This is a genomic window from Yersinia sp. FDAARGOS_228, assembly GCF_002073315.2.
GTDB lineage: Bacteria > Pseudomonadota > Gammaproteobacteria > Enterobacterales > Enterobacteriaceae > Yersinia > Yersinia intermedia.
On record NZ_CP020409.2, the window covers coordinates 1,536,619 to 1,561,626 of the forward strand.

The window sequence follows — 25,008 nt, forward strand, 5'->3', positions numbered from 1 at the left end:
CGCCCCCCTTTTTTATGCTCATATATCCTTCGTTCTTGAAGCCACAGGGGGGCCTACCTGCAACTCCAATGACTTTGGATATAAAATCGCGCTTTTTACCCGCATAAACAGTGTTTTTTATGCACAGAAGTATTATTCATAAACGATAGTATTGTTCATAAACAACATTGGTGAAGATCAATGTTCGTGCGGGTTGTGAATAGTAGCTTATAGCCAGGCGTTAAGAATCGGCGCAGTTAGCTTAATGCAACTTTGATACCCAGGCCGATCAACAGACCGCCCAGTAATTTATCGACAACTTTTTGCACTTTCGCCAAACCTCGGCGTACCGGTGCACTTTGAATCAGAATCACCAGTAGGGGCCACCAGATAACAGCCAGTAGCCAGATGATTGAGGCGTACCACAGTTTCTCACCCACGCCGGAGTTTATCTGTAATATTTGTGTGAAAACGGCGAGAAAGAAAAGAGTCGCTTTGGGATTTAATAAATTGCAAAGATATCCCTGCAAGAACGCGGCTTTCAGTGTGACGGGATATTGTGCAGTGTTATCGATACTCAGCTTACTATTTCCTCGTGACAGCAGGGCCTGGATACCAATCCAGATCAAATAACAGGCTCCGGCATATTTCAGCAGATTGAATAGCCATGGCGTGGTAGTGATAACGACTGCCAGGCCAGCCACGCAATAAGACATATGTGTCGCAACACCCAAAATTACGCCGAGGGCTGTCATCATGGCTGCGGGGCGGCGATAGCGGGCAGCGTTTTTGATTACCAGAAAGAAATCTGGCCCGGGGGAGAGCATGCCCAAGGTAGCAAGTGTGGCAACGAATAAAGAGGTTTCAAGCATAAGGATTACCGAATGAGAGTGGTACTATCTGGCGATAATAACGCCACTTGGCTTCCTCTGCATTATTCTTATTTGTTATCTGTGGTGGTTTGCTTATCAGTAGTAATGGGATTGCCGCAGATGTCTTTTACTCTTTTGACGGATAGTGATGCACGAATATGAGCCTGGATAATGTAATAAGCAGTGATGTTTCGCATCAACAGCAGCGAGAAATTACGCGGTTGTGCATCAAATGTGCCCTATTGTTGTTGCAGCATGGGGCCGAAAGTATGTTGGTTGAGCAGCTATCTGCACGGCTTGGCATGGCTCTGGGGATGGACAGTGTCGAGAGTTCTATCTCGGCTAACGCAATTGTGCTGACCACAATAAACCAGGGTAATTGCCTGACATCCACCCGTAAAAATACCGATCGTGGGATCAATATGCAGGTGGTAACGGAAGTACAGCATATTGTGATTATGGCGGAGCACCACATACTGGATGCAAAAGATGTAGAAAAACGCTTCGAGCATATTAAACCTCTTCGCTATCCGCGCTGGCTGGTCGTCGTGATGGTGGCGCTCTCTTGTGGTTGTTTCAGTAAATTAAACGGTGGTGGTTGGGATGCGTTTTCTATCACCTTTTTAGCCAGTGGGTTGGCGATGTTTGTGCGCCAGAGCCTGACGGCACATCATATGAATCCGCTGATTAATTTCTGTATCACTGCTTTTGTTGCCACATCAACATCTGGTTTGTTAATGCGTTTACCGTTTTTCCAAGAGGCGTCCAGTGTGGCGATGGCCGCCAGCGTATTGCTGTTAGTTCCGGGATTCCCGTTGATCAATGCAGTAGCCGATATGTTTAAGGGCCACGTTAATACTGGTTTGGCCCGTTGGGCAATGGCAAGTTTATTAACGTTATCAACCTGTATTGGGGTGATATTTGCGATGGCGTTATGGGGATTGCGGGGGTGGTGATGAATTTACTCTGGGCATTATTACAAGACATGGTGTTGGCGGCTATCCCGGCATTGGGTTTTGCTATGGTATTTAATGTGCCGGTGCGGGCATTGCGTTACTGTGCATTGCTGGGCGCTGTCGGGCACGGTTCGCGTATGTTAATGATCCATTTTGGAATGAATATCGAGCTGGCTTCATTATTGGCTTCAATTATGATTGGCGTCATCGGGATTAACTGGTCACGCTGGTTGCTGGCACATCCAAAAGTTTTCACTGTCGCGGCCGTTATTCCTATGTTCCCAGGTATTTCCGCTTATACCGCGATGATATCGGTCGTTGAGATTTCTCACTTGGGTTATAGCGAGGCGTTAATGTCCACGATGATGACCAATTTCTTGAAAGCCTCATTTATTGTTGGCGCGTTGTCGATTGGTTTATCCTTGCCTGGATTGTGGTTATATCGCAAACGTCCTGGTGTATAAGGTTTTTTTTCTTCTCTGTTTATATATCGGGCTAAGAGCAATCTTATATGTGTGATTAGCCTGCTTATCGCTATCGACGCTTGATTAGGCTTTACGTATAGTGTGAGCAATTTTTCGGTATTGGCTCTTGTAGCCTACAGGGTTTAAACATGATTATCAGCCTGATCGCTGCGTTGGCAGCGGATCGCGTTATTGGTATGGAAAACGCCATGCCATGGAACTTACCGGCTGATTTAGCGTGGTTCAAACGTAACACGCTAAATAAACCGGTTATTATGGGTCGTAAGACCTTCGAATCTATCGGTCGTCCTTTACCGGGGCGGCTAAATATCGTTATTAGCAGCCAACCAAGTGCTGATGAGCGCGTGACCTGGGCTACGTCAATTGAGGAAGCTCTTTCTTTCGCAGGCGACGTGGAAGAAGTTATGGTCATGGGGGGCGGGCGTGTTTATAAGCAATTCTTGGCTCGCGCGAATCGTATGTATCTTACCCATATCGATGCGGAAGTTGGAGGGGACACTCATTTCCCTGACTATGAACCGGATGAGTGGGAAAGCACATTCAGTGAGTTTCATGACGCAGATGAAGCGAACTCGCACAGCTATTGCTTTGAGATCCTTGAGCGCCGCTGATTATAAGATCTTCACTAAAAACAAAGGCGCATATTATGCGCCTTTGTTTTTTCAATCGTTAGTTATCAGTAAGTTATAGATAACTAAAGGGATCTTTTGCCGCGGCTATTTCATCCGTGTTACTTATTTCTGCTTCCACTTTGAATGCATGTTGGGTGAAATAACGTTTATCTTCCCAGCGGAGCAGCGTTAAATCGCCCCCCCAGCAACAGCCGGTATCCAAGCCATAGATACCTTCAGGAACACCTTTTCCTTCCAGCGATGCCCAGTGACCAAAAATAATTGAATAGTCAGGGGACACCGACCTTGGCAACTCGAACCAAGGCTTGAGCGGAGCAGGGGCATTTTCTGGCGTATCTTTACAGATCATATCCAACTGGCCGTTCGGGAAACAAAAACGCATGCGGGTCAGGGCATTAGTACTAAAACGCAAACGTGCTAGCCCGGATAGCTCTGGTGACCAGTTGTTAGGCATATCACCGTACATGGCATCGAGGAAGAGTGGATAGCTATCACTGCTCAATACCGCTTCCACTTCACGAGCACACATTTGGGCGGTTTCAATATCCCACTGAGGTGTTATCCCCGCATGAGCCATGATCAATTTTAATTCATCATCAACCTGTAAGACGGGTTGGCGACGCAGCCAATTAATCAACTCATCAGCATCAGGTGCCTCGAGCAGTGGAGTAATACGATCTTTGGGTTTATTACGGCTGATGCCTGCATAAACGGCCAGTAAATGTAGGTCATGGTTGCCCAGAACCATACGAACAGCAGGCCCTAATGAACGGACATAGCGTAAAACATCCAGTGAAGCTGGGCCACGGGCAACTAAGTCACCGGTTAACCACAATGTATCCTGCTGCGGATCAAAGCTCACCTGCGCTAATAACGCAAGCAGCTCATCGAGGCAGCCATGAACATCGCCAATAAGATAAGTAGACATAGTTGAAAGGTCAGAGTTAATGGATCAGTGCTGGGATCGCTAAGCGGAACACCGGAATCGCAGTACGGAAAGCCTGACCAAGGTGATCGACCATCTCATAATGCCCTTCCATGGTACCCAGCGGGGTTTCCAGAACGGCACCGCTGGTGTATTGAAACTCGTTACCTGGCAGGATCAACGGTTGCTCACCGATGACCCCTTCACCCTGAACTTCAGTCTGCCGGCCATTACTATTAGTGATTAACCAATAACGGCCAATGAGTTGCACATTTGAACGACCCAAATTGCGTATCGTCACGGTATAAGCGAAGACGAAACGTTCTTCGTCGGGTATCGACTGGGTTTCCACATAGATACTTTGCACTTGTACACAAACGCGGGGCTGTTCAATCATAATGTGCTCCTGCTTATTCTTGCGGTGTCGATTGAGCTGAAAGCCAGTTAGCCAGCTTACAGTATTGCGCTACCGAAATATTCTCTGCCCGCAGTATTGGGTCAATACCTAATTCGATTAACTGCTCTGGAGTGAATAGGTCTCCTAAGCTGTTACGCACGGTTTTTCTGCGTTGATTAAATGCTTGCGTGGTAACGCGGCTAAGCATACGCACGTCACCCACCGGATTTGGCATGTTGACATGTGGAATCAAGCGCACAACTGCCGAGTCAACTTTTGGAGCAGGGGTAAACGCCGTTGGCGGTACTTCTAGCACCGGGATAACATTGCAATAGTATTGCGCCATCACCGTCAGCCGACCATACGCTTTACTGTTAGGCCCTGCGACCAGACGATTGACTACTTCTTTTTGCAGCATGAAATGCATGTCACGAATAGCATCAGTATAGCTGAAAAGATGGAACATTAACGGGGTGGAAATGTTGTATGGCAAGTTACCAAACACGCGTAATGGTTGCCCTGCAAGCTCCGCTAACTCAGAAAAATTAACTTTCATCGCATCTTGCTGATGGATGGTCAGCTTGTCTTTCAGTTGTGGATGGCTGGCTAAACGAGCCGCCAAATCGCGATCGAGCTCGATCACTGTCATATGATCCATACGTGCAGCAACAGGTTCAGTCAATGCCCCTAAACCGGGACCTATTTCAACCACGGCTTCACCAGGAACTGGGTGGATCGCAGAGACAATACTGTCGATGACAAACTGATCGTTTAAAAAGTTTTGTCCAAAGCGTTTGCGGGCAAAATGCCCTTGGTGGACTCTATTATTCATTGCTGTTATTTATCATTTTAATGGCTAAGTTTAATGCCGTAATGAAACTGCCAACATCGGCAGAACCGGTTGCGGCGAGTTCTAAAGCGGTACCGTGATCCACAGAAGTGCGGATAAAAGGCAAACCGAGAGTGATATTTACTGCCCGGCCAAACCCTTGATACTTCAGCACTGGCAATCCTTGATCATGATACATCGCAAGAACTGCATCTGCATGTTGCAGATATTTAGGCTGAAATAGGGTGTCTGCCGGTAGAGGGCCAATAAGATTTATGCCTTTCTGACGCAGTGCATCCAGCGCAGGAATGATGGTATCGATCTCTTCATGGCCCATATGACCACCTTCACCCGCATGGGGATTCAGCCCGCACACGTAAATCTGTGGTTGGCTAATACCAAATTTGGTTTTCAGGTCATTATCAAGGATCGTGATAACTTCATGCAGGCTAGCCTGAGTGATCGCGCCAGGCACAGCCAGCAAAGGCAAGTGAGTTGTCGCCAATGCTACACGTAACTCTTCTGTTGCCAGCATCATCACTACCCGTGGGCAGAGGCTGCGATCCGCGAAAAATTCGGTGTGCCCGATAAACGGGATGCCAGCATCATTGATAATACTTTTTTGTACCGGGCCTGTGACCAATGCGGAGAATTCCCCGCTTATCGCACCATCACAAGCCTTGGCCAATGTTTCCACAACATAGTGGCTGTTTTGGACGTCAAGCTTACCAGGAATCACTGCCGTGGCCGTTTTCACCGGTAATATTGTGAGGGTACCTGCAAGCTGCGCCAACGCGGGTTTACCCGGCTGATATTCACGCAACTGCAATGGCAGGTTAAGCTGACTGGCCCGAGCAAGTAGCAGGGCCGGATCAGCGCACACCACTAACTCAACAGGCCAATCCTGTTGAGCCAGGGCGACGACTAAATCCGGCCCGACCCCGGCTGGCTCACCGGGGGTAATAACGATACGATTATTGTGGTTGTGCATTACTACCATCAAGAATTTTTACATAAGCAGCAGCACGCTGCTCTTGCATCCAGGTTTGAGCTTCTTCAGCGAACTTACGGCTAAAGAGCATACGGTATGCCCGGTCTTTCTGTGCTGCATCAGTTTTGTCTACCTGACGTGTATCGACAACCTGAATTAAGTGCCAGCCGAAAGAAGAATGAACCGGTGCACTGATCTCACCTTTTTGCAGTTTCATCAACGCATCACGGAACGCGGGATCATAAATATCAGGTGATGCCCAACCCAGGTCACCCCCTTGCACGGCAGAACCGGGATCCTGAGAGATCTCTTTGGCAATAGTGGCGAAGCTGGATTTACCACTTTTGATCTCCGCCGCTGCTGCCGCTAACTTGGTGCGAGCCTGATCGTCGGTCATTACCGGTGAAGGTTTCAATAAAATGTGGCGGGCATGAACTTCAGTCACGGAAATGGTCTTATCCGCACCACGGATATCATTGACTTTCAGGATGTGGAAGCCAACACCAGAGCGGATTGGACCGACAACATCACCTTTGTTGGCAGATTGTAATCTTTCAGCAAACAAAGAAGGCAGCTCTTGTAATTTGCCCCAACCCATCTGGCCGCCTTTCAACGCCTGAGAGTCCGCCGAGTTGGCGATAGCCAGCTTACCAAAATCAGCGCCGCTTTTAATGTCGGATACTAATTTTGTCGCCAGCTCTTCAGCCTGATCAACTTGTTGCTGAGAAGGATTTTCTGGCAATGGGATAAGAATATGGCTGAGGTTCAGTTCAGCATCACCGCTGGTCTGGTTACCAATTTGTTTAGCCAGCGATTCAACTTCCTGTGGCAGGATGGTGATTCGACGGCGCACTTCGTTGTTACGCACTTCAGAAGTCAGCATCTCTTTACGAATCTGCTCGCGGTAAGTGTCGTAATTCAAGCCATCAGCGGCCAGACGGCTGCGCATCTGAGCGGTCGTCATACGGTTTTGCGCGGCAATATCAGCAATGGCTTTATCTAATGCTTCGTCATTGATAGTAATGCCCATCTTCTTCGCCATCTGTAACTGGATATTATCCATGATCAGACGCTCAAGAATCTGATGACGCAATGTCGCATCATCAGGAACTTGTTGCCCAGACTGCTGTGCATTCAGTTTTACTGATTGTAACAGACCGTCAACGTCACTTTGCAGCACGACGCCGTTATCAACCACTGCGGCAACTTTATCAACTTCTTGTGGTGCTGCGAACGCGGTATTGGCACAGACAACCAATCCGAGAATAAGCGTTCTCCAGTTCTTCATACCTTTTCCATTTATGTAATCCGCTTTAGCGGGTTAAAATTCACTGTATTCAGTGTGTTACACAGTATCAGAATGCACTTTGATAAGGCAGAATACCTGAGCGCAGCATTTGTGCAGTACCCAGGTTGTGGTCGCTACTCAGACCACGTAATTCAATGTTAAAGCCAATCTTGTTGTCATACTTACTGGCTTCAGTTTGTGAATTCCAGCCGGTAATTTTACGTTCATAGCCCACGTTTATCGCCCAACAGCAGGTGTTGTATTGTAAACCAACTAACTGGCTCGCAGGCTGGTTAGCTTTGGTATCGTAGTAATAAGCGCCGACCAGTGCCCAACGATCGGCAATCGGCCAACTGGCAGTAGTGCCAATCTGAGAAATACCTTGCTGATAACCAGGACTTTTTACATTCGGTACTGCTGCCTGAATATATTCCGGGCTGGCATAGCGGTAATTCAATTGAATCATACGCTCAGAATCTTTCCTATACTCCAGTACCGCATTACCCAGGGTCAAACTCCCCAGACGGGTATCATACTGCGCGCCACCTTTTAGACCCACTTGATCACTGATACGCCAGAATGTATCACCAGCCCAAACAAGGCTACCAGTATCATTACTGTTATCAATTGTTTCGCTATTACCGGTACGCGAGCGGCTGAAGTAATAGATTTGACCCACAGAAGCATTAAAACGTTCAACCAGCGCATCATCATATATGCGTGAAGTTAAACCGGTAGATACCTGATTCGCAGACGCTATGCGGTCGAGGCCACTATAGGTACGGTCACGAAACAGGCCAGAGTAGTCTGACTGCATCAGCGTGGTATCGTAAATATAGATATCATCCTGATCCCGGTATGGAACATAGAGATACTGCATTCGTGGTTCGAGTGTTTGGGTGAAGCCTTTACTCCAATCCATTGGCCGATCAAATACCACTTTGCCATCAACTTTAAATTGTGGCATAACCCGGTTAATCGAGTCTTTTAAATCTGGAGCTGTCGCACCATTATTTTGGTTTGCATAATTACTGGCAAAACCATTTGGGATATCCTGCTGATAATGGGTTGCCAGTAATTTGGCTTCGGTATTCAGGCTACCCCAACCGTTGGCCAGTGGTAGGTTAATCGCCGGTTCAATATGGAAGCGGCTGGCCTCTGGGTTTTCTGGATTGACGCTGGTGAATTTGGCGGCTTGACCGTAAACATGCAGATCAAACGGGCCAATATCATTTTTATAATAGTTCATGTCCAACTGAGGTTGGGCACGGTAAGCATTACTATTACCGGCGTCAGTAAAGACCTGGAACTGTTTGGAGGCCAAAGTGGCATTCCAATTTTGATCAGCATAGCCAACGCTGAATATTTGGGTCGCATAGCCGTCGGTGGTCGAACCGTATTGCGACGTTAAATCAGTAAAGTAATTTGGGTCACTAACACGGGTATAGTTGATGTTGAAACGCCAGACTTTATCCATCACCCCGGAATGGCCCCAGTAGTACAACCAGCGGGTAGTATCTTTGTCGTTGCCATCGGTGCCATGGTACAACCGATCACTCGGTAGCCAATCTAATGCCATGGTGCCGTTGCCCGGTGCCAGCAAGTAGCGGAACTCGTTCTGCCACTGTAACCCACGCCGCTCCATGTAGTGAGGGGTAATCGTAGCATCGAAGTTGGGGGCAATATTCCAGTAGTATGGCAGCATAAATTCGATGCCGTTATTACTGGTATATTTAGCATTAGGGATCAGGAACCCTGAGCGGCGTTTGTCACCAATCGGCAACTGCATGTAAGGGCTGTAGAACACCGGTACTTTGCCAATCTTAAAGCGGGCATTCCAGATTTCTGCTACTTGTTCTTCGCGGTCATGAATAACCTCGGAGCCCACAACACTCCAACTATTATCACCCGGCAGACAGGAGGTAAACGTCCCATTCTCTAAGATGGTATAGCGGTTCTGACCACGTAACTTCATTAAATCCGCATCACCACGCCCTTGACGGCCGACCATCTGATATTTGCCTTTATCCATATCAGTGTCTTTGGTGTTCAAGTTTGACCAGCCTTTCGGGCCTTTTAGCTTGATTTGTGGATCGTCATAATTAACGTCGCCAGTGGCAGTGACAGTACGCACCGGGATAGCTGCATCAGGTTTCTGTACTTGCGTCAGCTCGACCTGATTAGCGGTCAGGGTGCTATTGCCTTGTTGGACAATGACATTGCCAGTGAACAAGGCATTGTCGGGATAGTTGGCTTCGGTTTTATCCGCATTAATACGGACCGGTAGCTGGTTGGGATCACCGGTAACCAATGGCTGGTCATAGGTGGGTACACCAAGCATACATTGCTCAGCGAGTCCGGCCAGCGATTGCTGGCTATATAGTGCCGTCCATATCAATGTGGCCAGCAGTGTTGGGAATCTTTTTTTCATACGCGGTTTTGGTGTTCCGTCATCGGGGGGCATCATGCCGGCAAACGGTCTGAGACTATATTACTCATCACAGTTGCGCTAGTGTTAAATCCGGCCGTTTGCACCTCTCGTTGTTAGGCGCTGAGCTGAATGCCGAGTATGATAATGCAAATTTTGACTGACGGCATGATGAATTGAGGAGTATATGCGGTATTGGGGAAAACTGCTCGGTCTGGTATTGGGCTTAATGTCTGGTGCTGGTTTCTGGGGTGTGGTACTGGGGTTGCTTGTCGGCCATATGGTAGACAGGGTGCGAAGCACGAAGCGCCGCGGCTATTTTGCCGATCAACAAACACGACAATTAATTTTTTTCCGCGCCACTTTTCAGGTCATGGGGCACTTAACCAAGGCCAAAGGGCGGGTGACGGAAGTTGATATTCAACTTGCCAGTCAGTTGATGGATCGGATGCAATTGCACGGTGACGCTCGAACAGCCGCACAGCAAGCGTTTCGCGAAGGGAAAGAAAGCAATTTTCCATTGCGTGAAAGATTGCAGGAATTACGTGGTGTCTGTTTTGGGCGTTTTGATTTAATTCGGATGTTTCTGGAAATTCAGTTACAGGCCGCATTTGCCGATGGCTCTTTGCATCCCAACGAGCGGCAAGTGTTATATGTCATTGCTGAAGAGTTAGGAATTTCGCGCGGTCAGTTCGATCAGTTCCTGAGCATGATTGAAGGCGGCCGTCAATTTGGTGGTCATGGCGGTTGGCAAGGTCAACAGGGCGGATACTCTCACGGGGGCTATCAGCAAGCGTCGAATGGCCCGACATTGGAGGATGCCTGCAAAGTGCTCGGCGTTAATAGTACCGACGACAGCGTGACCATCAAGCGTGCTTATCGCAAGTTAATGGGTGAGCATCATCCAGATAAGTTGGTGGCAAAAGGTCTGCCACCTGAAATGATGGAGATGGCGAAGCAAAAAGCCCAAGAGATTCAAGCTGCGTATGATTTGATTAAGCGCGAGAAGGGATTCAAGTAGGTTTTGTTTCAAGAGTGCCCACCTCAGATCGGCGTTAATGCGCCGTTCTGGGGGGATTTCGAGCCAATATTCTTACGACAAAAATTAAAACTCTGCCTCACATGTAAAATGCATCGCCGTTCCAAACTCAGGGTGAGTAATACACAGCTCCTGAGCATGTAACTGCAAGCGGGATGCCATCGCTTTGGCCTCTGGATGGGCGTAGAAGCCATCACCAAGGATCGGGTGACCCATCGCCAGCATATGGACCCGTAATTGGTGTGAGCGCCCGGTGATGGGCGATAACTTCACTCGTGTGCTGCCATCAGTATCGCGTGAAAGCACCCGATACTCAGTTTGTGCCGATTTACCGGTTTCATAACAGACTTTCTGCTTTGGCCGGTTCGGCCAGTCACAGATTAACGGCAGGTCTATCAACCCTTCATCTTCGGCCAGATGCCCCCAGACGCGGGCAATATAAGACTTTTTCGGTTCACGTTCACGAAATTGGCGCTTAAGCTCGCGCTCAGCCGCTTTGGTCAGTGCCACGATAATTACGCCACTGGTGGCCATATCCAGCCGATGAACGGACTCTGCCGTCGGAAAATCAGCCTGAATGCGAGTCATGATACTGTCTTTATTCTCCGGCGCGCGACCGGGTACAGAAAGTAGCCCGCTTGGTTTATTGACCACCATGATGTGCTCATCTTGAAACAGGATGTGCAGCCAAGGGTCGCGTGGGGGATTATAGGGTTCCATTAGTGCTCCATTTATACCCTGCATTGTTCAAGTCGCAGGTGTGTTGGCTGCTCTCGTTAACCCGAATCATTTGACTGAATAAGCTCATCGGGGTTAATGAGCCTCATCCTTGAGGCTAGCATAAATGCTATTCAAATCGGTTCCCAACCGATTTGTCTCTCCTTTGCCGCCTGCCTGCATCTTGAAATCTATTGGGTATATTGCAGAAACTGATTATTACTCAGGATTACTGATGTGTGACCACCACCAGGCGGATAGCATCTAAACGCCAGCCCGCTTGATTGAGGTTTTCCAGCACCATTTTACGGTTATGCTCCAGTGCTTCTATTTCGTCATCACGAATATTTGGGTTAACCGCTTTCAGGGCTTCCAAACGTGCCAGTTCGGTACTCAGCTTATCATCAGCTTCGTGCTTGGCAGATTCAATCAACAGTTTTGCCTGCTCTTCAACCAGTGCCTCTGCTTGTTGCAACATGGCGTGGACTTCTTGTTGCACTGCGTTGACCAGCTTGCTGGAGGTATGACGGTTTACCGCATTCAACTGACGGTTAAAGGTTTCAAATTCAACCTGTGCCGCCAGATTGGTGCCATTTCTGTCCATCAGCATCCGCACTGGGGTGGGTGGCAAGAAGCGGGTTAATTGCAGGTGTTTCGGCGCTTGAGCTTCTACCACATAAACCAATTCAGCTAACAGTGTTCCTACTGGTAATGCTTTGTTTTTCAATAAAGAAACTGCACAGCTTCCGGTATCGCCGGACAAGATCAAATCCAAACCATTACGGATGATCGGGTGCTCCCAACTCACAAACTGGGCATCTTCCCGCGATAACGCCTGTTCACGATCGAATGTCACGGTACAGCCGTCTTGCGGCAGCCCAGGGAAGTCCGGTACTAGCATGTGATCAGAGGGGGTCAGTACGATCAGGTTGTCACTGCGATCTTCTTGGTTAATCCCGACAATATCGAACAGGTTAAGCGCAAAACTGACCAAATTAACGTCATTATCTTGATCTGCAATGATCTGCGCCAGTTGTTGACCATGCTCGCCGCCGTTGGAATGCATCTCCAGTAGCCGATCACGACCTTGTTCCAGTTGCAGTTTCAACTCTTCGTGCTGTAGACGGCAGGCGTGGATAAATTCATCCAACCCTTCTTGTTCACTTGGCGTTGCCAGATAGCCAATCAGTTCTTGATAGCCGCTGTCATAAATGGTGCGTCCGGTCGGGCAGGTGTGCTCGAAAGCATCCAAACCTTCATGATACCAACGCACCAATATCGCCTGCGCGGTATGTTCCAGATAAGGCACCATGATCTGGATTTCGCGGTTTTGACCGATACGGTCCAGACGACCAATACGTTGTTCCAGCAAGTCCGGGTTAAACGGCAGGTCGAACATCACCAACTGGCAGGCAAACTGGAAGTTACGGCCTTCTGAACCTATCTCAGAACACAGTAATACCTGAGCGCCATCTTCTTCAGAGGCAAAATAGGCCGCAGCGCGGTCACGCTCTATCAGTGATAAACCTTCATGGAACACGGCGGCGCGAATAGCTTCACGTTCACGTAGCACTTGTTCAAGTTGTAAGGCAGTGGCTGCCTGGGCACAGATAACCAACACTTTCTCATTACGGTTAGCAATCAGATAGTTAAGTAACCACTCTACCCGTGGGTCAAAGTTCCACCAGGTTGCGTTCTCACCTTCAAACTCCTGATAGATTTGCTCGGGATACAGCATATCTTTGGCGCGCGCTTCCAGCGTTTTTTTGGCACTCATGATGCCTGATACTTTAATCGCCGTCTGATATTGGGTTGGCAATGGCAGTTTGATTTGATGCAGGACGCGGTGCGGGAAGCCTTTCACCCCATTACGGGTATTACGGAACAAGATACGGCTGGTACCATGTCTGTCCATCAGCATTGTCACCAACTCTTGGCGAGCAGCTTCGCTGTCTTCACTTTGGCTGTTGGCCGCTTTCAGCAAGGGCTCAATATCCTGCTCATCAATGAGTTCGCCCAACAGATTCAGTTTATCGTCAGTTAAACGCTCACCACCCAGCAGCAGTGTTACTGCATCTGCAATTGGGCGATACTTCTGCTGTTCATTGACGAACTCTTCGTAATCGTGGAAGCGATCGGGATCCAGCAAACGCAGACGGGCAAAGTGGCTCTGCTGGCCCAATTGCTCAGGTGTTGCGGTCAACAGCAGCACCCCTGGGATATTCTCAGCCAATTGTTCAATGACTTGATATTCACGACTTGGGGCTTCTTCGCTCCAGGCCAGATGGTGCGCCTCATCCACCACCAACAGATCCCAAGATGCATCTGCCAGTTGTTCCAGGCGTTGCTTATTGCGGCGCACAAAATCCAGTGAACAGATAACCATCTGCTCGGTTTCAAACGGGTTAGAACTGTCGAGCAGGGCTTCGGAATAGCGGCTGTCATCAAACAGTGAGAAGCGCAGATTGAAGCGGCGCAACATTTCCACCAACCACTGATGTTGCAGGCTTTCCGGCACCACAATCAGGATACGTTCAGCACGGCCTGACAACAGTTGTTGGTGAATGATCATCCCGGCTTCGATGGTTTTACCTAAACCGACTTCATCGGCCAGTAATACCCTTGGTGCATGGCGCTGACCCACTTCATAGGCGATATGTAATTGGTGTGGGATCAGGCTAGCACGGATACCGCGTAACCCACTCCATGGCAGACGGAACTGCTCACTTTGATATTTACGAGCGCGAAAACGCAGGGCAAAGCGATCCATACGATCGATCTGACCGGCAAATAGCCGATCCTGCGGTTTGCTAAACGTCAGTTTGCTATCGAGCAACACTTCACGCATCGAAACGCCGGTTTCCTCAGTATCCAAACGGGTGCCGATATATGTAATCAGCCCATTTTCATGAGTCACTTCTTCCACTTTTAGCTGCCAGCCTTCGTGGTTGGTGATGGTATCGCCCGGATTGAACATGACGCGGGTGATTGGCGAATCATTTCTAGCGTAAAGGCGGTTTTCACCGGTTGCGGGAAACAGTAAGGTAATCATGCGCACGTCGATGGCAACGACAGTACCCAATCCAAGTTCGCTTTCTGTGTCGCTGATCCAGCGTTGACCAAGTGTAAAAGGCATAAATTATCGGCTCGATTTTTTTGTTGGACAGTTAAGAAAATGCTTTTAAATTATCTGGTTATAAATAATTAGTGACAGCCAAATATCATAAAACCACTGGCAATAGTCTACCCTCCGCGCAGGCGATACGGCCTGAGAGTCTGTCTGAAAATGTAGCATCTACAGGCAGCACCCAATAAGAAGGAGTATTACGGCTAGCGGTTATGTAAATGTGATTAATGCGAATTTTGGCAAGGGCGCTATGGTAATGGAAGGCGAGCGTTTCGTCACCTGTAAAATACCCGTCATGCTTCAAGCTGCATGTGCGTTGGCGGCCGCAGTTTACCCCAGTCACTCACTGCTCTTGATCTTAAAATTAATAAGCTCTTGGGGACTCGCTCACTTGCCGCCTTCCTGCAACTCGAATTATCTAGGGTATCAGAATAGCCCCATCTGACCAGTTATCAGTGTTGTGAAGTCATCATGCATGAAGGGAAGTATAGCGTCTGCTACCGGTTGCAACTGTCGTGTCAGGTAGTGATCGTAGTCGATAGGGGATTGCCGAATCTCAAGGGGTTCGGGGCCAGCGGTGGTCATGACATAGCTTATCCAGCCCCCATTTTGATATTGCAGCGGGCGGCCGAACTTGCGGTTAAACTCATCCGCCAACCGTGCCGCTCTGGCGTGTGGTGGCACATTGCGCTGATAGTCATCTAGCCGTCGGCGCAGGCGTTTGCGGTAAACAAGCTGCTCGTCTAATTCGCCGCTAAGGGTTCGTGCTACGTAGTCCCGCAGATAATCCTGATAGGGTTGCCGCTGAAAAATGCGCAGGTACAATTCTCGCTGAAATTGCTGGGCCAGTGGTGTCCAGTCAGTGCGCACGGTTTCCAGCCCTTTGTACACCATCTGATCACCCTCAGGGGTAGAAATCAACCCGGCATAGCGTTTTTTACTGCCTTGCTCTGCACCCCGGATGGTTGGCATCAGAAAACGCCGATAGTGAGTTTCAAATTCCAGTTCCAGGGCGCAGGGTAGATTAAAGGTTTGTTGTATATGCTCTTTCCACCATAGATTGACCTGGCGTACCAACTCTTTACCTATCTGTGATGCCTGCTCTTCACTGTGAGCATTTTTCAGCCAGACGAAGGTTGAATCGGTATCGCCATAAATCACCTGATAGCCCTGAGCTTCAATGAGTTCGCGGGTCTGGCGCATGATGTCATGGCCGCGCAAGGTGATAGACGATGCCAGTCTGGGATCGAAAAAACGGCAGCCGCTGGAACCCAATACGCCATAAAAGGCGTTCATAATAATCTTCAGTGCTTGTGATAACGGTTTGTTTTGGTGGCGTTTAGCGGCTTCCCGACCTTGCCAGATTTGGTTAACGATCGCCGGCAAACAGTGTTTCTCGCGCGAGAACCAGGCACCGCGAAACCCCGGTACCGAGTGCTGTTCATCAGGCTGAGCCATACCAGCCACTAAACCGACCGGATCGATTAAAAAGGTGCGAATAATCGACGGATACAGGCTTTTATAGTCAAGCACCAATACCGAGTCATATAAGCCGGGTTGGGAGTCCATCACAAAGCCGCCAGGGCTGTGCTCTTCTGGCAATTCACCTAAATTGGGGGCGACGTAACCGATGCGGTGCATACGCGGCAGGTAAAGATGGGTAAACGCGGCCACGGAGCCACCGCTACGATCCGCGGCTAACCCCGTCACTGTGGCGCGTTCCAGCAGGAAGCTGAGCAGCTCGGTTTTGGCAAAAATCCGCGTCACCAGCTCACAATCTTTCAGGTTATAGCGCGCCAGCGCCGGTTTGTCATGGGCGAAACGTTGATTGATTTCATCCATTCGCTGATAAGGGCTGTCACTGGCTTTTCCTTCGCCCAGCAGGGTTTGTGAAACAGATTCCAGACTAAATGACGGGAAATTCCAGGTGGCGGATTTTAGCGCCTCGATGCCGTCGATAATCAGCCGACCGGCTGCCGAGGCAAAAAAATGCCCTTGTTTAAAGCCGTGTTCACGCCATTCCAGCAGGTTACCACCACGGCCAAAGCGCAGTGGGATCTGATAACGGTCCGCGTGTTTTTGCAGAACACGTAAGTCGAACTGCACCAGATTCCAGCCGATAATGGCATCGGGATCATGCACTGCCAGCCACTGGTTTAGTTTTTCCAACAACTGCGGGCGGCTGGCGACGTATTCCAGATTGAAATCCAGCGCTGCACTTTCAGCCGTATCACCGTTAGGTGGCCCCAACATGTAAACCTGGCGCTGGCCGCAACCCTCCAGCCCAATACAGTACAGCTCGCCATGTTCGCTGGTTTCGATATCCAGCGACAGCAGTTTTAGTGTCGGACGATAATCCTCGGCCGGTTTCATTTGGGTGTTAAGCAGCAGGCCATGGTTATTGTCATCACCGCTGAACCACACCGGCGCGGTAATAAATCGTTCCATCAGAAACCGCTCTGGTGGGCGAATATCGCCTTCATAGACATTCACACCACTTTCTCGCAGCAGTTTTTCCAAACGAATTAATTGACGATGTTGACTGCAATACAGGCCCAGCACCGGGCGTTGGTGGAAGTCAGTCAGTTCAAGTGGGCGCAACTGCCAGCGGCGTTCATCACGCAGCACGGTTTCAGCCCGTTGCCGTTGTTCGGCCGGGATAAATGCCACTGAGGGTTGAGGGGGCAGCCTGACCTGCTGTGGCCCTTCATCGGTGGCTAACCAGAATTCAACTTCGGTGCCTGCCTGCGTGTCGCGCCAGTGGCGAGTAAGCAGGAAGCCCTGACGGTGTTGCGCCACAATGCTAACCTTTATAGGTAATGTACAGGCTATTTTATTTGTCATTTTGAACTTGGGCAGTGCTCGATATCCTCACGTACTACGTGTACGCTCCGGTTTCTCCGCGCTGTCCGCATCCAAACTGACTGCAACAATAACGGCTGAGAGTTTATGCTATCCTAGTATGGTTATTTATACAGTGTTTGTCTATTTTAATGATGATTTCCATTCGCTCCATGTATACCCAAAGTCATTGGAGTTGCAGGTAGGCAGCAAGTGGTCTAATCCCGATGAGTCTATTCATTTTAAGGTCAACGGCCAGTAAGTGATTTGGGTGAGTGAGCACAGCTAACAACCCTGCGGCTTCAAGGACGAAGGGGAAATTTGTTGATTGACTCATTTCACGACACACCGGACAATCCTCCGCCCTGAACCTTGGGTGTTACCAACGGACAACTTTATGGAAGCCTATTTATTACATTTATTGACGCAATCTCTGGCTTTCACGCTATTTATCGTCATGTTTGTCACTTTTCTCGAATCATTAGCGCTGGTGGGGATGTTACTTCCCGGCACGGTGATGATGACCAGTGTGGGGGCGTTGATTGGCAGTGGCGAAGTCGGTTTTTACTCGGCCTGGGCCGCTGCAACTGTCGGCTGTCTATTGGGGGATTGGATCTCGTATTTTATCGGTCGGCGCTTCAAAGAACCACTGCACCGTTGGTCCTTCCTGAAAAAGCATAAGTCGATGCTGGATAAAACCGAACACGCATTGCATAACCACAGTATGGCAACCGTCCTACTGGGGCGCTTTATCGGCCCGGCACGGCCGATTGTCCCGATGGTGGCGGGTATGCTAAACCTGCCACCGGCAAAATTTGCCTTGCCCAACGTGATTGGTTGCCTGACCTGGCCACCGCTCTACTTCTTCCCAGGCATACTGGCAGGTGTTGCTATTGATATCCCACCGAGCGCCAATAGCTATATGTTTAAGTGGTTGCTATTTGTGGTGGTGATGCTGATTTGGCTGGCACTGTGGCTATCATGGCGCTGGTGGCGGTTTGGCAAGCGTAGCCCTGACCGCCTGAGCCAATGGTTGCCACTGGCTCGTCTGCGCTGGGTGACCGTGCTGGCTATGGTGGCGGCGATTACCAGCTTTGCCTGGTTGCATATGCAGCCCATCATGCCGATTTATCGTCATTTGTTGTGGAAGGTTCTCGCTGGGTAATCCCCTTGGGTATACAAGTTATTATGGTCGGGTAGTAATGCCCAGCACACTGGCTTCGGGGGCGGTGCCGTTAACCAGCGCCTGGGTTGGGCCGTCGTAGTAAATACGGCCATCTACAACGAGCAATGTCCGATCGGCGATGCGGGCGGCATCATCCAAATTGTGTGACACCATCAGTAATGTCAGTTGCCGGTGGGTACACACCTGATCAACCAATTGCAGCATTTCATTGCGCAACGCCGGATCGAGCGCGGAAAATGGCTCATCCAGTAGCAGGATTGGCTGACTGCGCACTAAACAGCGCGCCAATGCTGCCCGCTGGCGTTGGCCGCCGGAAAGTTGTGCGGGTAGTCTCGCAAGGCAATCTTCCAGTCCAACCTGCTGGGCAATCTGGCGTAACAGTAACTTTTGCTCATGGCTGAGTTTCAACCCCGGATGTAAACCCAACCCGATATTCTGTGCGACGGTCAAATGTGAGAACAGGTTGTTTTCCTGAAACAGCATTGATACTGGCCGCTCGGCGGGGGCTGTTACCGTGTGATCCTGATTATTCAGTAGCATACGGCCACTGGCGGGGGCGAGAAAACCAGCAATCAGGCTTAGCAGTGTGCTCTTACCTGCGCCACTCGGACCCAGGATTGCCACCCGCTCACCGGGCTGAATACGCAAATCAAAACGCATCGGTAAGTGGTCATACAAATAGGTGATTTTCTCAAGCTTTAGCATGGCGGCTCGGCAGTCGTTCGATAAGAGTAAACAGCAAGAAACAGAGTAACAACAGCAGTAGGGCGGTAACTGCGCCGTCGTTGCTGCGATAAGAGCCTATCTGCTGGTAAAGATAAAACGGCAGAGTGCGGAAATGTTCATTGCCAAACAGTGCCACTACACCAAAATCACCGATGGAAAGCACGCTGGCAAAGGCGAGTGCTTGAGCCAGCGGGCGTTTTAGTGCCCTTAACTCAATCAGGCGCAAACGATGCCAGCCATGAATATCCAGTGATAAACACAGTGGCGTGTAGCGTTCAGCCAGATCCCGCATTGGGTTATCCAACACTTTTAACGCGTAGGGTACAGCCATCAGGGCATTGGTGAGGATCACCAGCCCGTAAGGGGATTGCGGCAAGCCAAAGGTATCGTTGAGCAATAAAAAGAAGCCGGTCGCCAGGACAATGCCCGGCATTGCCAGAATCACCATACCACTGACTTCCAGTGCCTGCCCAGAGGCCATCTGCTGGCGCAGTTTCAGTTCACGGCTGCTCCATAGCAACATCATTGTGAGTGTCACACACAGCAACCCAGCCCCGATAGCAATCGTCAATGAGGTAAAGAAGGCTTGCCATAGTGCAGATTGTTGTAGCACCGCCAGCATAGTTTGATTACTGCCATCAATCACTACCGCCAGTAATGGTGGCACCATCAATAGCAAAGCTGCGCCGATGAGCAGGGTGTCGCTGATGCGGGACCAATAACTATCCTGCTGACTACGCCAGAGTTGATCGTGAGTATTACCTACCGCCAATACCGTGTTCAGCCGCAGGCTTAGCACCACCAAACCCAGACAGCACCCCAGTTGGATCAGCGCCAGTAAGGCCGCACGCCCCAGATCGTAGTCATAACTGAGTGCCTGATAAATAGCCAGCTCGATTGTAGTGGCTTGCGGCCCGCCGCCCAGTGACAGCACGGTGGCAAAACTGGCAAAACAGAGCATAAAAATCAGTGCTGCGGTTGGCAGGATTTGGCGGCGCAGATAGGGCCATTCAACCCAGCGCAAGTGCTGCCAGCCATTCATCCCCAGTTGTGCGGCTAACTGGCGTTGTTCAACTGCGATGCTTTCCAGTGACTGCAATAGCAAGCGAGTCGCCAGTGGCATATTGAAGAAGATATGCGCCAGCAAAATGCCCTGTAAACCATAAGGTGAGAAGCGGTAATCAACCCCCAGCCAGTTAAACAAAGCCGCCAACCAACCCTGACGACCATAAACCGTCAGAATACCAAATAGCGCCACTAGCACGGGTAGCACCAGTGTCATGGCGCATAAACGCAACATCAGTTGTCGGCCGGGAAAGCGGCGGCGATACAAGGCTCGCGCTAAGAAAATGGCAGGGATGACGGACAGCAGGGCAGATAAGAATGCCTGCCAAAAGGTAAAGCGGATCACATGCCACAGATAGCGGTCATGCCAGATACTTTGCCAGTCTGCCGCAGGCGCGTGACGCCAGATAGCGGTGAACGCCAGTAAGGCGACACCGACTATCAGTAAGGCAGCCAGTAGCCCTGGCCACAACCATGAAGGGATCAGTGGCTGACGGCGGATTGCCATGCCTGAATCCATTTGCCGCGATTATCTGCCACATCTTTAGCATCAAACTGCAACGCTTTTTGCGGCACGGTAAGGGCTTCAAACCCAGCCGGTAAATCCATTTTAATCACCGGATACATCCAATTACCGGTAGGAATATGGTCCTGGAATGCTGGCGTCACAATAAATTGCATAAAGCGCTGTGCCAGTTGCGGCTGTTTGCTTGAGGCAACCTGGCCTGCGACTTCAACTTGCAGATAGTGGCCTTCGCTGAAATTAGCCGCTGCATAGTTGCTTTTCTTCTCTTCAATCAGATGATAAGCCGGAGAGGTGGTATAGCTCAGCACCAAATCCCCTTCACCTTTCAGGAACAGGCCATAAGCTTCGCTCCAACCCTTGGTGACGGTGACGGTTTTTTTCGCCAATTGCTGCCACGCCTGTGGCGCTTTATCACCATAAACTTTCTGCATCCATAGCATCAGACCAAGGCCTGGGGTGCTGGTGCGCGGGTCTTGATAAATCACCTTCCACGGCTCTTTGCTATCGACTAATTCTTGCAAGCTCTTCGGTGGGTTTTTCAGTTTGTCTTTGTTATACACAAAGGCGAAATAGCCATAATCGTAGGGGACGAAGGTCTTATTCTGCCATTTCTCTGGGAGCGTAAGGTTCGCAGTATTCACTTGGCTTGGTGCGAATAATCCAGTTTGTTCTGCCGCCTGCACCAGATTATTATCCAATCCTAAAATCACGTCGGCCTGACTGTTTTTACCTTCCATCCGCAGGCGGTTCAGTAATGAAACACCGTCTTCCAGCGCCACAAATTTAAGCTGGCAATCACACTCGGCTTCAAAGGCTTTTTTAATCGCCGGCCCTGGCCCCCAGTCGGCAGCAAAGGAGTCATAGGTGTAAACCGTCAGTGTCGGTTTATCGGCGGCCACCGCAGCAGCAGATAGCAAAAACAAGCAGGGAATAATGCGTTTAAACACTTTGCACTCCTTAACAATAAAGGTGGCAAAGGTATCTGAGGCGGTAAATAACAGCGATAGCATGATAATGCGGTGTTATTTTTCTCAAATCCCTCCGCCGGGGTTAGCCGGATCAGGTTCGACGGGTTTGCTCTCAGCGAAAAACTTGCTGCGGTTAGGTTGATCCGGTGTTGGGCAGTACTCGAAATCCTCACGTACTACTTGTACGCGCCGGTTTCTGCGTGCTGTCCGCCTCCGACTGAACCTACCTCGCGACGTTTTTGTTTCATTGTTAATGGAACGAACCAGTATGAATTCTGGACACGACCACAACAGTTTTTCCGCACCCCGTTGAGACAACGCCATTGTAGAGACTAATCTGGGCGGATGAAAGCGGGTTAGCCCTCTGGTGGCGTAAACCAGGCCGATTTGAAATCAAACCAGCCGAGCGTGTTCATACGCACCCCGCGCATACTGTGCTGCCCATATAATTCTAACCAATGATGGAACAGTGGGTGGAATTGATTCTGGCTAACTAACCGTTGGCTCCAATCCGCCATCGGCAGGGTATTATTTCGCCATAATTCAACATCCTGATGCAGTTTTTCATCCAAACAATGTTGTAGCAGCGGCAGTTCGTACAAGGTGGCAAACAGGGAAAACTCCAGTGGCAGATAGAAGTTCGCACTGCCGAGCCAGATATCACTGTGGGCATCGCCCTGATACCAACTGACATAATCCAACACTTGAATCACCAATGTGACGCCGTGTGCCGCCAACAATGTGGTCAGTGTTTGGCTGATGGCATCAAACTCGGAATGTTCGCTGTAAAACGTCAGCGTCAATTCGGTCAGCCCTTCGGGCTTTGGCTCAAGGGTGGTTAGCCGGTTGTGATGCCAGCGGGGCAGCATGCCATAGGCCGGTGACCAGTAGCGTTGATAGAAAGGATCTGCATGGCTGAGCAGGGCGACCGGTGTTATCAACTCACACAACCAGCGGCGGATCTCTGGGTTACTGGTCTGAGGCGATCGTTGATCAAACAGTAAAAAATAGCAGCCTTCCTCCAGCCGACTTTCCAGCTCATTTTTACTGGTATCGTCAGCCTGTAATTGCACCCCGGAATAAACCAGCTCCTCAGACAACTCAGGTAGTACCCAGATATTGACCTCATCAATCAGTGCGCGGAAACCGAAATAGTTATCAAAAGCCTGTATTTTCAACTGATTATGATGGTTTCTAATCACCGAGTAGGGGCCAGTACCAATAGGGTGGCGGCGGAAGTCGGGTTGATTCTCCCACTCTTGCGGCAAAATCATGGCGTGAACGCTACCCAACAACCATGGCAACCAGTGATCTGGGCAACTTAGATGGATATCAATCACATAGGGTGTTGGTGAGCGCACGGCGGAGATATGTGAGAACAGGGGCTGCGGAATAAGCCGGGTCAGGCTGCTGATAACATCATCCATTTCCAGTTCACGCCCATGGTGAAAATGGATGGCAGGGCGCAAATAAAAGCGCCAATGCAACGGGCTGATAGTTTGCCAGTGGTGGGATAAATCCGGTTCCAGTTCCCCATTTTCCTCATTTATTCGTGTCAGGCCATTAAAAATCTGCCGCACCATATGTGTTTCGGAGCGGCGCAGCGCGGTACCGGGTAACAGATTCTGTAGCGAGCGATAATAGAGCACCCGTAGGATATGTTTCCCTTGGCGGAAACTGCGCCCCAACTGGGATAGCAGCATTTGGCGCACTGCTTTTTTATCCCCCACCAACTGCACTAACTGCTCGATATGGTCCTGTTCCAGTAGTTCTTCGGCCCGCTGTTGTTGCAGTGCCAGCCCGGAGTAGAGAAAGGCCAGTTGCGAGCGTTTACCGCGGCCCGCTTCGGCCTGCCAGCTTAGCCACCCCTCTTGCTGCATGCTGCCCAGCAAGGATCGCACATGGCGGCGTGAACAACTGAGCACGTCCGCCAGCTCTTGTAAGGTGGTTTCTGTGGGCTGACCATTAAAACGTTGCCAGAGGCGAATAAACTGCTGTTGTAGACGTGAGGCAGACATAAAAGAGGAACTCCACGGCAAATTTCATCAATTTTTCTTTCCCTATATTACGCAGATACTGGTTGCCAATGAAAGCGGGTTATCGTGGCAATGCCGCCAACGGGAGGAATAAGATGATTTTTAATTTACAGCGTTATTCCACCCATGACGGCCCCGGTATTCGCAGTGTGGTATTCCTGAAAGGCTGTTCGCTGAGTTGCCGTTGGTGCCAAAACCCGGAAAGCCGGTCACGTAAAGCGGAGGTGTTATTTGATTCTCGCCTGTGCTTATCAGGTTGTGAGTTATGCCAACAAACCTGCCCGCAGGCCATTGAGCGCATTGACGATCGCATTGTTATCACGCGCCAGCGGCTGGAAGAGGATGACCTTCAGGCACTCACCGTGCGTTGCCCGACGGGTGCGCTTACGGTGTGTGGCAGCCCGATTGATATTGATGCCACTATGGCAACGCTACTGCGGGATATGCCGTTTTACCGGCGCAGTGGCGGTGGTGTGACGCTATCCGGTGGTGAGCCATTTATGCAACCCGATGTCGCGGCTGAATTATTGCAACGTTGTCATCAGCTTGGTATCCACACAGCGGTTGAGTCTTGTCTGCATACGCCGTGGCATTACATCGCACCCTCTTTGCCGTGGCTGGATCTGATGCTGGCGGATTTAAAGCACACGGATGAAAACCGTTTTCGTCAGTGGACGGGTGGTTCGGCTAAACGGGTGATGGACAACTTTCGTCAGTTAGCGGCTGCGGGCACCAACATTACGGTACGGGTGCCGTTGATCCCGGATTTCAATGCGGATCGCCACTCGATACAAGAGATCGTCGATTTTGCCGCTGATGAGATAGGCGTTAAAGAGATTCATTTTTTGCCTTACCACACGCTAGGTATCAACAAATATTCGCTGCTGGGTGAAGAGTATCGGGCAGCAAGCACACCGTTGGACGCTCCTGAACTGCTTCACTTCGCGGAAAGCTATGCCCGTGATAAAGGCTTGACCGCAATTTTACGAGGATAA

Annotated in this window: 20 protein-coding genes; 6 read left to right on the plus strand and 14 right to left on the minus strand. The window is 50.0% G+C overall.

Annotated features, from left to right (window positions below):
- Positions 1–236 precede the first annotated feature (236 nt).
- A complete protein-coding gene (locus tag A6J67_RS07035; RefSeq protein WP_042568580.1) occupies positions 237–851 on the minus strand; it encodes a LysE family transporter in 615 nt (204 codons plus the stop codon).
- A gap of 158 nt (positions 852–1,009) precedes the next feature.
- Here A6J67_RS07035 and A6J67_RS07040 point away from each other — a divergent pair, with 158 nt between their 5' ends.
- From A6J67_RS07040 to folA, 3 genes are all read left to right on the plus strand, one after another.
- Positions 1,010–1,807, plus strand: coding sequence for a threonine/serine ThrE exporter family protein (locus A6J67_RS07040; RefSeq protein WP_050296828.1), 798 nt, complete (start codon positions 1,010–1,012; stop codon positions 1,805–1,807).
- Complete coding sequence (locus tag A6J67_RS07045; RefSeq protein WP_032907989.1) at positions 1,807–2,271, plus strand: threonine/serine exporter; 465 nt, start codon at positions 1,807–1,809, stop codon at positions 2,269–2,271. The genes A6J67_RS07040 and A6J67_RS07045 overlap by 1 nt, the downstream gene beginning before the upstream one ends.
- A 149-nt stretch (positions 2,272–2,420) precedes the next feature.
- Positions 2,421–2,903 (plus strand): type 3 dihydrofolate reductase, encoded by a 483-nt coding sequence (gene folA / locus A6J67_RS07050; RefSeq protein WP_005192989.1) that lies wholly within the window; start codon positions 2,421–2,423, stop codon positions 2,901–2,903.
- Between the two features lie 73 nt (positions 2,904–2,976).
- On the opposite strand, the gene apaH is transcribed toward folA, so the two are convergent.
- The 6 genes from apaH to lptD all read right to left on the minus strand — a co-directional run bounded on the left by apaH (position 2,977) and on the right by lptD (position 9,785).
- Positions 2,977–3,852: a bis(5'-nucleosyl)-tetraphosphatase (symmetrical) ApaH gene (gene apaH, locus A6J67_RS07055; protein WP_042568579.1), complete on the minus strand. Its 876-nt coding sequence runs from the start codon at positions 3,850–3,852 to the stop codon at positions 2,977–2,979.
- A gap of 16 nt (positions 3,853–3,868) precedes the next feature.
- On the minus strand, positions 3,869–4,246 hold the full coding sequence (apaG, locus tag A6J67_RS07060) for a Co2+/Mg2+ efflux protein ApaG (protein ID WP_005193008.1): 378 nt from the start codon (positions 4,244–4,246) through the stop codon (positions 3,869–3,871).
- 13 nt (positions 4,247–4,259) lie between these two features.
- The gene (rsmA, locus tag A6J67_RS07065) at positions 4,260–5,078 is read right to left on the minus strand and encodes a 16S rRNA (adenine(1518)-N(6)/adenine(1519)-N(6))-dimethyltransferase RsmA (RefSeq protein ID WP_032907990.1); all 819 of its coding nucleotides are present in this window, start codon (positions 5,076–5,078) and stop codon (positions 4,260–4,262) included.
- Positions 5,071–6,066 carry a 4-hydroxythreonine-4-phosphate dehydrogenase PdxA gene (gene pdxA, locus A6J67_RS07070; protein WP_032907992.1) on the minus strand — a complete coding sequence of 332 codons (996 nt, stop codon included), beginning with the start codon at positions 6,064–6,066 and terminating at the stop codon, positions 5,071–5,073. The genes rsmA and pdxA overlap by 8 nt, the downstream gene beginning before the upstream one ends.
- Entirely contained in the window at positions 6,050–7,354 is a 1,305-nt protein-coding gene (gene surA / locus A6J67_RS07075) for a peptidylprolyl isomerase SurA (RefSeq protein WP_042568578.1), read from the minus strand. The genes pdxA and surA overlap by 17 nt, the downstream gene beginning before the upstream one ends.
- 67 nt (positions 7,355–7,421) lie before the next feature.
- Positions 7,422–9,785 (minus strand): LPS assembly protein LptD, encoded by a 2,364-nt coding sequence (gene lptD / locus A6J67_RS07080; RefSeq protein WP_050296829.1) that lies wholly within the window; start codon positions 9,783–9,785, stop codon positions 7,422–7,424.
- A 184-nt stretch (positions 9,786–9,969) separates the two neighbouring features.
- Here lptD and djlA point away from each other — a divergent pair, with 184 nt between their 5' ends.
- Entirely contained in the window at positions 9,970–10,803 is an 834-nt protein-coding gene (gene djlA / locus A6J67_RS07085; RefSeq protein ID WP_005193023.1) for a co-chaperone DjlA, read from the plus strand.
- 84 nt (positions 10,804–10,887) lie between these two features.
- Here djlA and rluA read toward each other — a convergent pair whose 3' ends face one another.
- The 3 genes from rluA to A6J67_RS07100 form a co-directional block, all read right to left on the minus strand.
- Complete coding sequence (gene rluA / locus A6J67_RS07090) at positions 10,888–11,508, minus strand: bifunctional tRNA pseudouridine(32) synthase/23S rRNA pseudouridine(746) synthase RluA (RefSeq protein WP_253271801.1); 621 nt, start codon at positions 11,506–11,508, stop codon at positions 10,888–10,890.
- 259 nt (positions 11,509–11,767) lie between these two features.
- The gene (rapA, locus tag A6J67_RS07095) at positions 11,768–14,674 is read right to left on the minus strand and encodes an RNA polymerase-associated protein RapA (RefSeq protein WP_005193309.1); all 2,907 of its coding nucleotides are present in this window, start codon (positions 14,672–14,674) and stop codon (positions 11,768–11,770) included.
- A gap of 417 nt (positions 14,675–15,091) precedes the next feature.
- Positions 15,092–17,464, minus strand: coding sequence for a DNA polymerase II (locus A6J67_RS07100; protein ID WP_080608108.1), 2,373 nt, complete (start codon positions 17,462–17,464; stop codon positions 15,092–15,094).
- Positions 17,465–17,903: 439 nt separating this feature from the next.
- Here A6J67_RS07100 and A6J67_RS07110 point away from each other — a divergent pair, with 439 nt between their 5' ends.
- Complete coding sequence (locus tag A6J67_RS07110; protein ID WP_042568574.1) at positions 17,904–18,671, plus strand: DedA family protein; 768 nt, start codon at positions 17,904–17,906, stop codon at positions 18,669–18,671.
- A 21-nt stretch (positions 18,672–18,692) separates the two neighbouring features.
- Here the strand turns inward: A6J67_RS07110 and thiQ are convergent, their stop codons facing one another.
- The 4 genes from thiQ to sgrR all read right to left on the minus strand — a co-directional run bounded on the left by thiQ (position 18,693) and on the right by sgrR (position 23,995).
- Positions 18,693–19,397, minus strand: a complete 705-nt coding sequence (thiQ, locus tag A6J67_RS07115; RefSeq protein ID WP_032905448.1) for a thiamine ABC transporter ATP-binding protein ThiQ — start codon at positions 19,395–19,397, stop codon at positions 18,693–18,695.
- A complete protein-coding gene (thiP, locus tag A6J67_RS07120) occupies positions 19,384–20,991 on the minus strand; it encodes a thiamine/thiamine pyrophosphate ABC transporter permease ThiP (RefSeq protein WP_050072515.1) in 1,608 nt (535 codons plus the stop codon). The genes thiQ and thiP overlap by 14 nt, the downstream gene beginning before the upstream one ends.
- Positions 20,967–21,956: a thiamine ABC transporter substrate binding subunit gene (gene thiB / locus A6J67_RS07125; RefSeq protein ID WP_074010353.1), complete on the minus strand. Its 990-nt coding sequence runs from the start codon at positions 21,954–21,956 to the stop codon at positions 20,967–20,969. The genes thiP and thiB overlap by 25 nt, the downstream gene beginning before the upstream one ends.
- Before the next feature lie 377 nt (positions 21,957–22,333).
- Positions 22,334–23,995, minus strand: coding sequence for an HTH-type transcriptional regulator SgrR (sgrR, locus tag A6J67_RS07135; RefSeq protein WP_005181351.1), 1,662 nt, complete (start codon positions 23,993–23,995; stop codon positions 22,334–22,336).
- Between the two features lie 113 nt (positions 23,996–24,108).
- Between sgrR and A6J67_RS07140 the strand changes: the two genes are divergently transcribed.
- Positions 24,109–25,008, plus strand: a complete 900-nt coding sequence (locus A6J67_RS07140; RefSeq protein WP_050296833.1) for a glycyl-radical enzyme activating protein — start codon at positions 24,109–24,111, stop codon at positions 25,006–25,008.

Coding starts and splice junctions, on each gene's coding strand:
- A6J67_RS07035 (WP_042568580.1), bottom strand. CDS start 851: ATGCTTGAAACCTCTTTATTCGTTGCCACACTTGCTACCTTGGGCATG.
- A6J67_RS07040 (WP_050296828.1), top strand. CDS start 1,010: ATGAGCCTGGATAATGTAATAAGCAGTGATGTTTCGCATCAACAGCAG.
- A6J67_RS07045 (WP_032907989.1), top strand. CDS start 1,807: ATGAATTTACTCTGGGCATTATTACAAGACATGGTGTTGGCGGCTATC.
- folA (WP_005192989.1), top strand. CDS start 2,421: ATGATTATCAGCCTGATCGCTGCGTTGGCAGCGGATCGCGTTATTGGT.
- apaH (WP_042568579.1), bottom strand. CDS start 3,852: ATGTCTACTTATCTTATTGGCGATGTTCATGGCTGCCTCGATGAGCTG.
- apaG (WP_005193008.1), bottom strand. CDS start 4,246: ATGATTGAACAGCCCCGCGTTTGTGTACAAGTGCAAAGTATCTATGTG.
- rsmA (WP_032907990.1), bottom strand. CDS start 5,078: ATGAATAATAGAGTCCACCAAGGGCATTTTGCCCGCAAACGCTTTGGA.
- pdxA (WP_032907992.1), bottom strand. CDS start 6,066: ATGCACAACCACAATAATCGTATCGTTATTACCCCCGGTGAGCCAGCC.
- surA (WP_042568578.1), bottom strand. CDS start 7,354: ATGAAGAACTGGAGAACGCTTATTCTCGGATTGGTTGTCTGTGCCAAT.
- lptD (WP_050296829.1), bottom strand. CDS start 9,785: ATGAAAAAAAGATTCCCAACACTGCTGGCCACATTGATATGGACGGCA.
- djlA (WP_005193023.1), top strand. CDS start 9,970: ATGCGGTATTGGGGAAAACTGCTCGGTCTGGTATTGGGCTTAATGTCT.
- rapA (WP_005193309.1), bottom strand. CDS start 14,674: ATGCCTTTTACACTTGGTCAACGCTGGATCAGCGACACAGAAAGCGAA.
- A6J67_RS07110 (WP_042568574.1), top strand. CDS start 17,904: ATGGAAGCCTATTTATTACATTTATTGACGCAATCTCTGGCTTTCACG.
- thiQ (WP_032905448.1), bottom strand. CDS start 19,397: ATGCTAAAGCTTGAGAAAATCACCTATTTGTATGACCACTTACCGATG.
- thiP (WP_050072515.1), bottom strand. CDS start 20,991: ATGGCAATCCGCCGTCAGCCACTGATCCCTTCATGGTTGTGGCCAGGG.
- sgrR (WP_005181351.1), bottom strand. CDS start 23,995: ATGTCTGCCTCACGTCTACAACAGCAGTTTATTCGCCTCTGGCAACGT.
- A6J67_RS07140 (WP_050296833.1), top strand. CDS start 24,109: ATGATTTTTAATTTACAGCGTTATTCCACCCATGACGGCCCCGGTATT.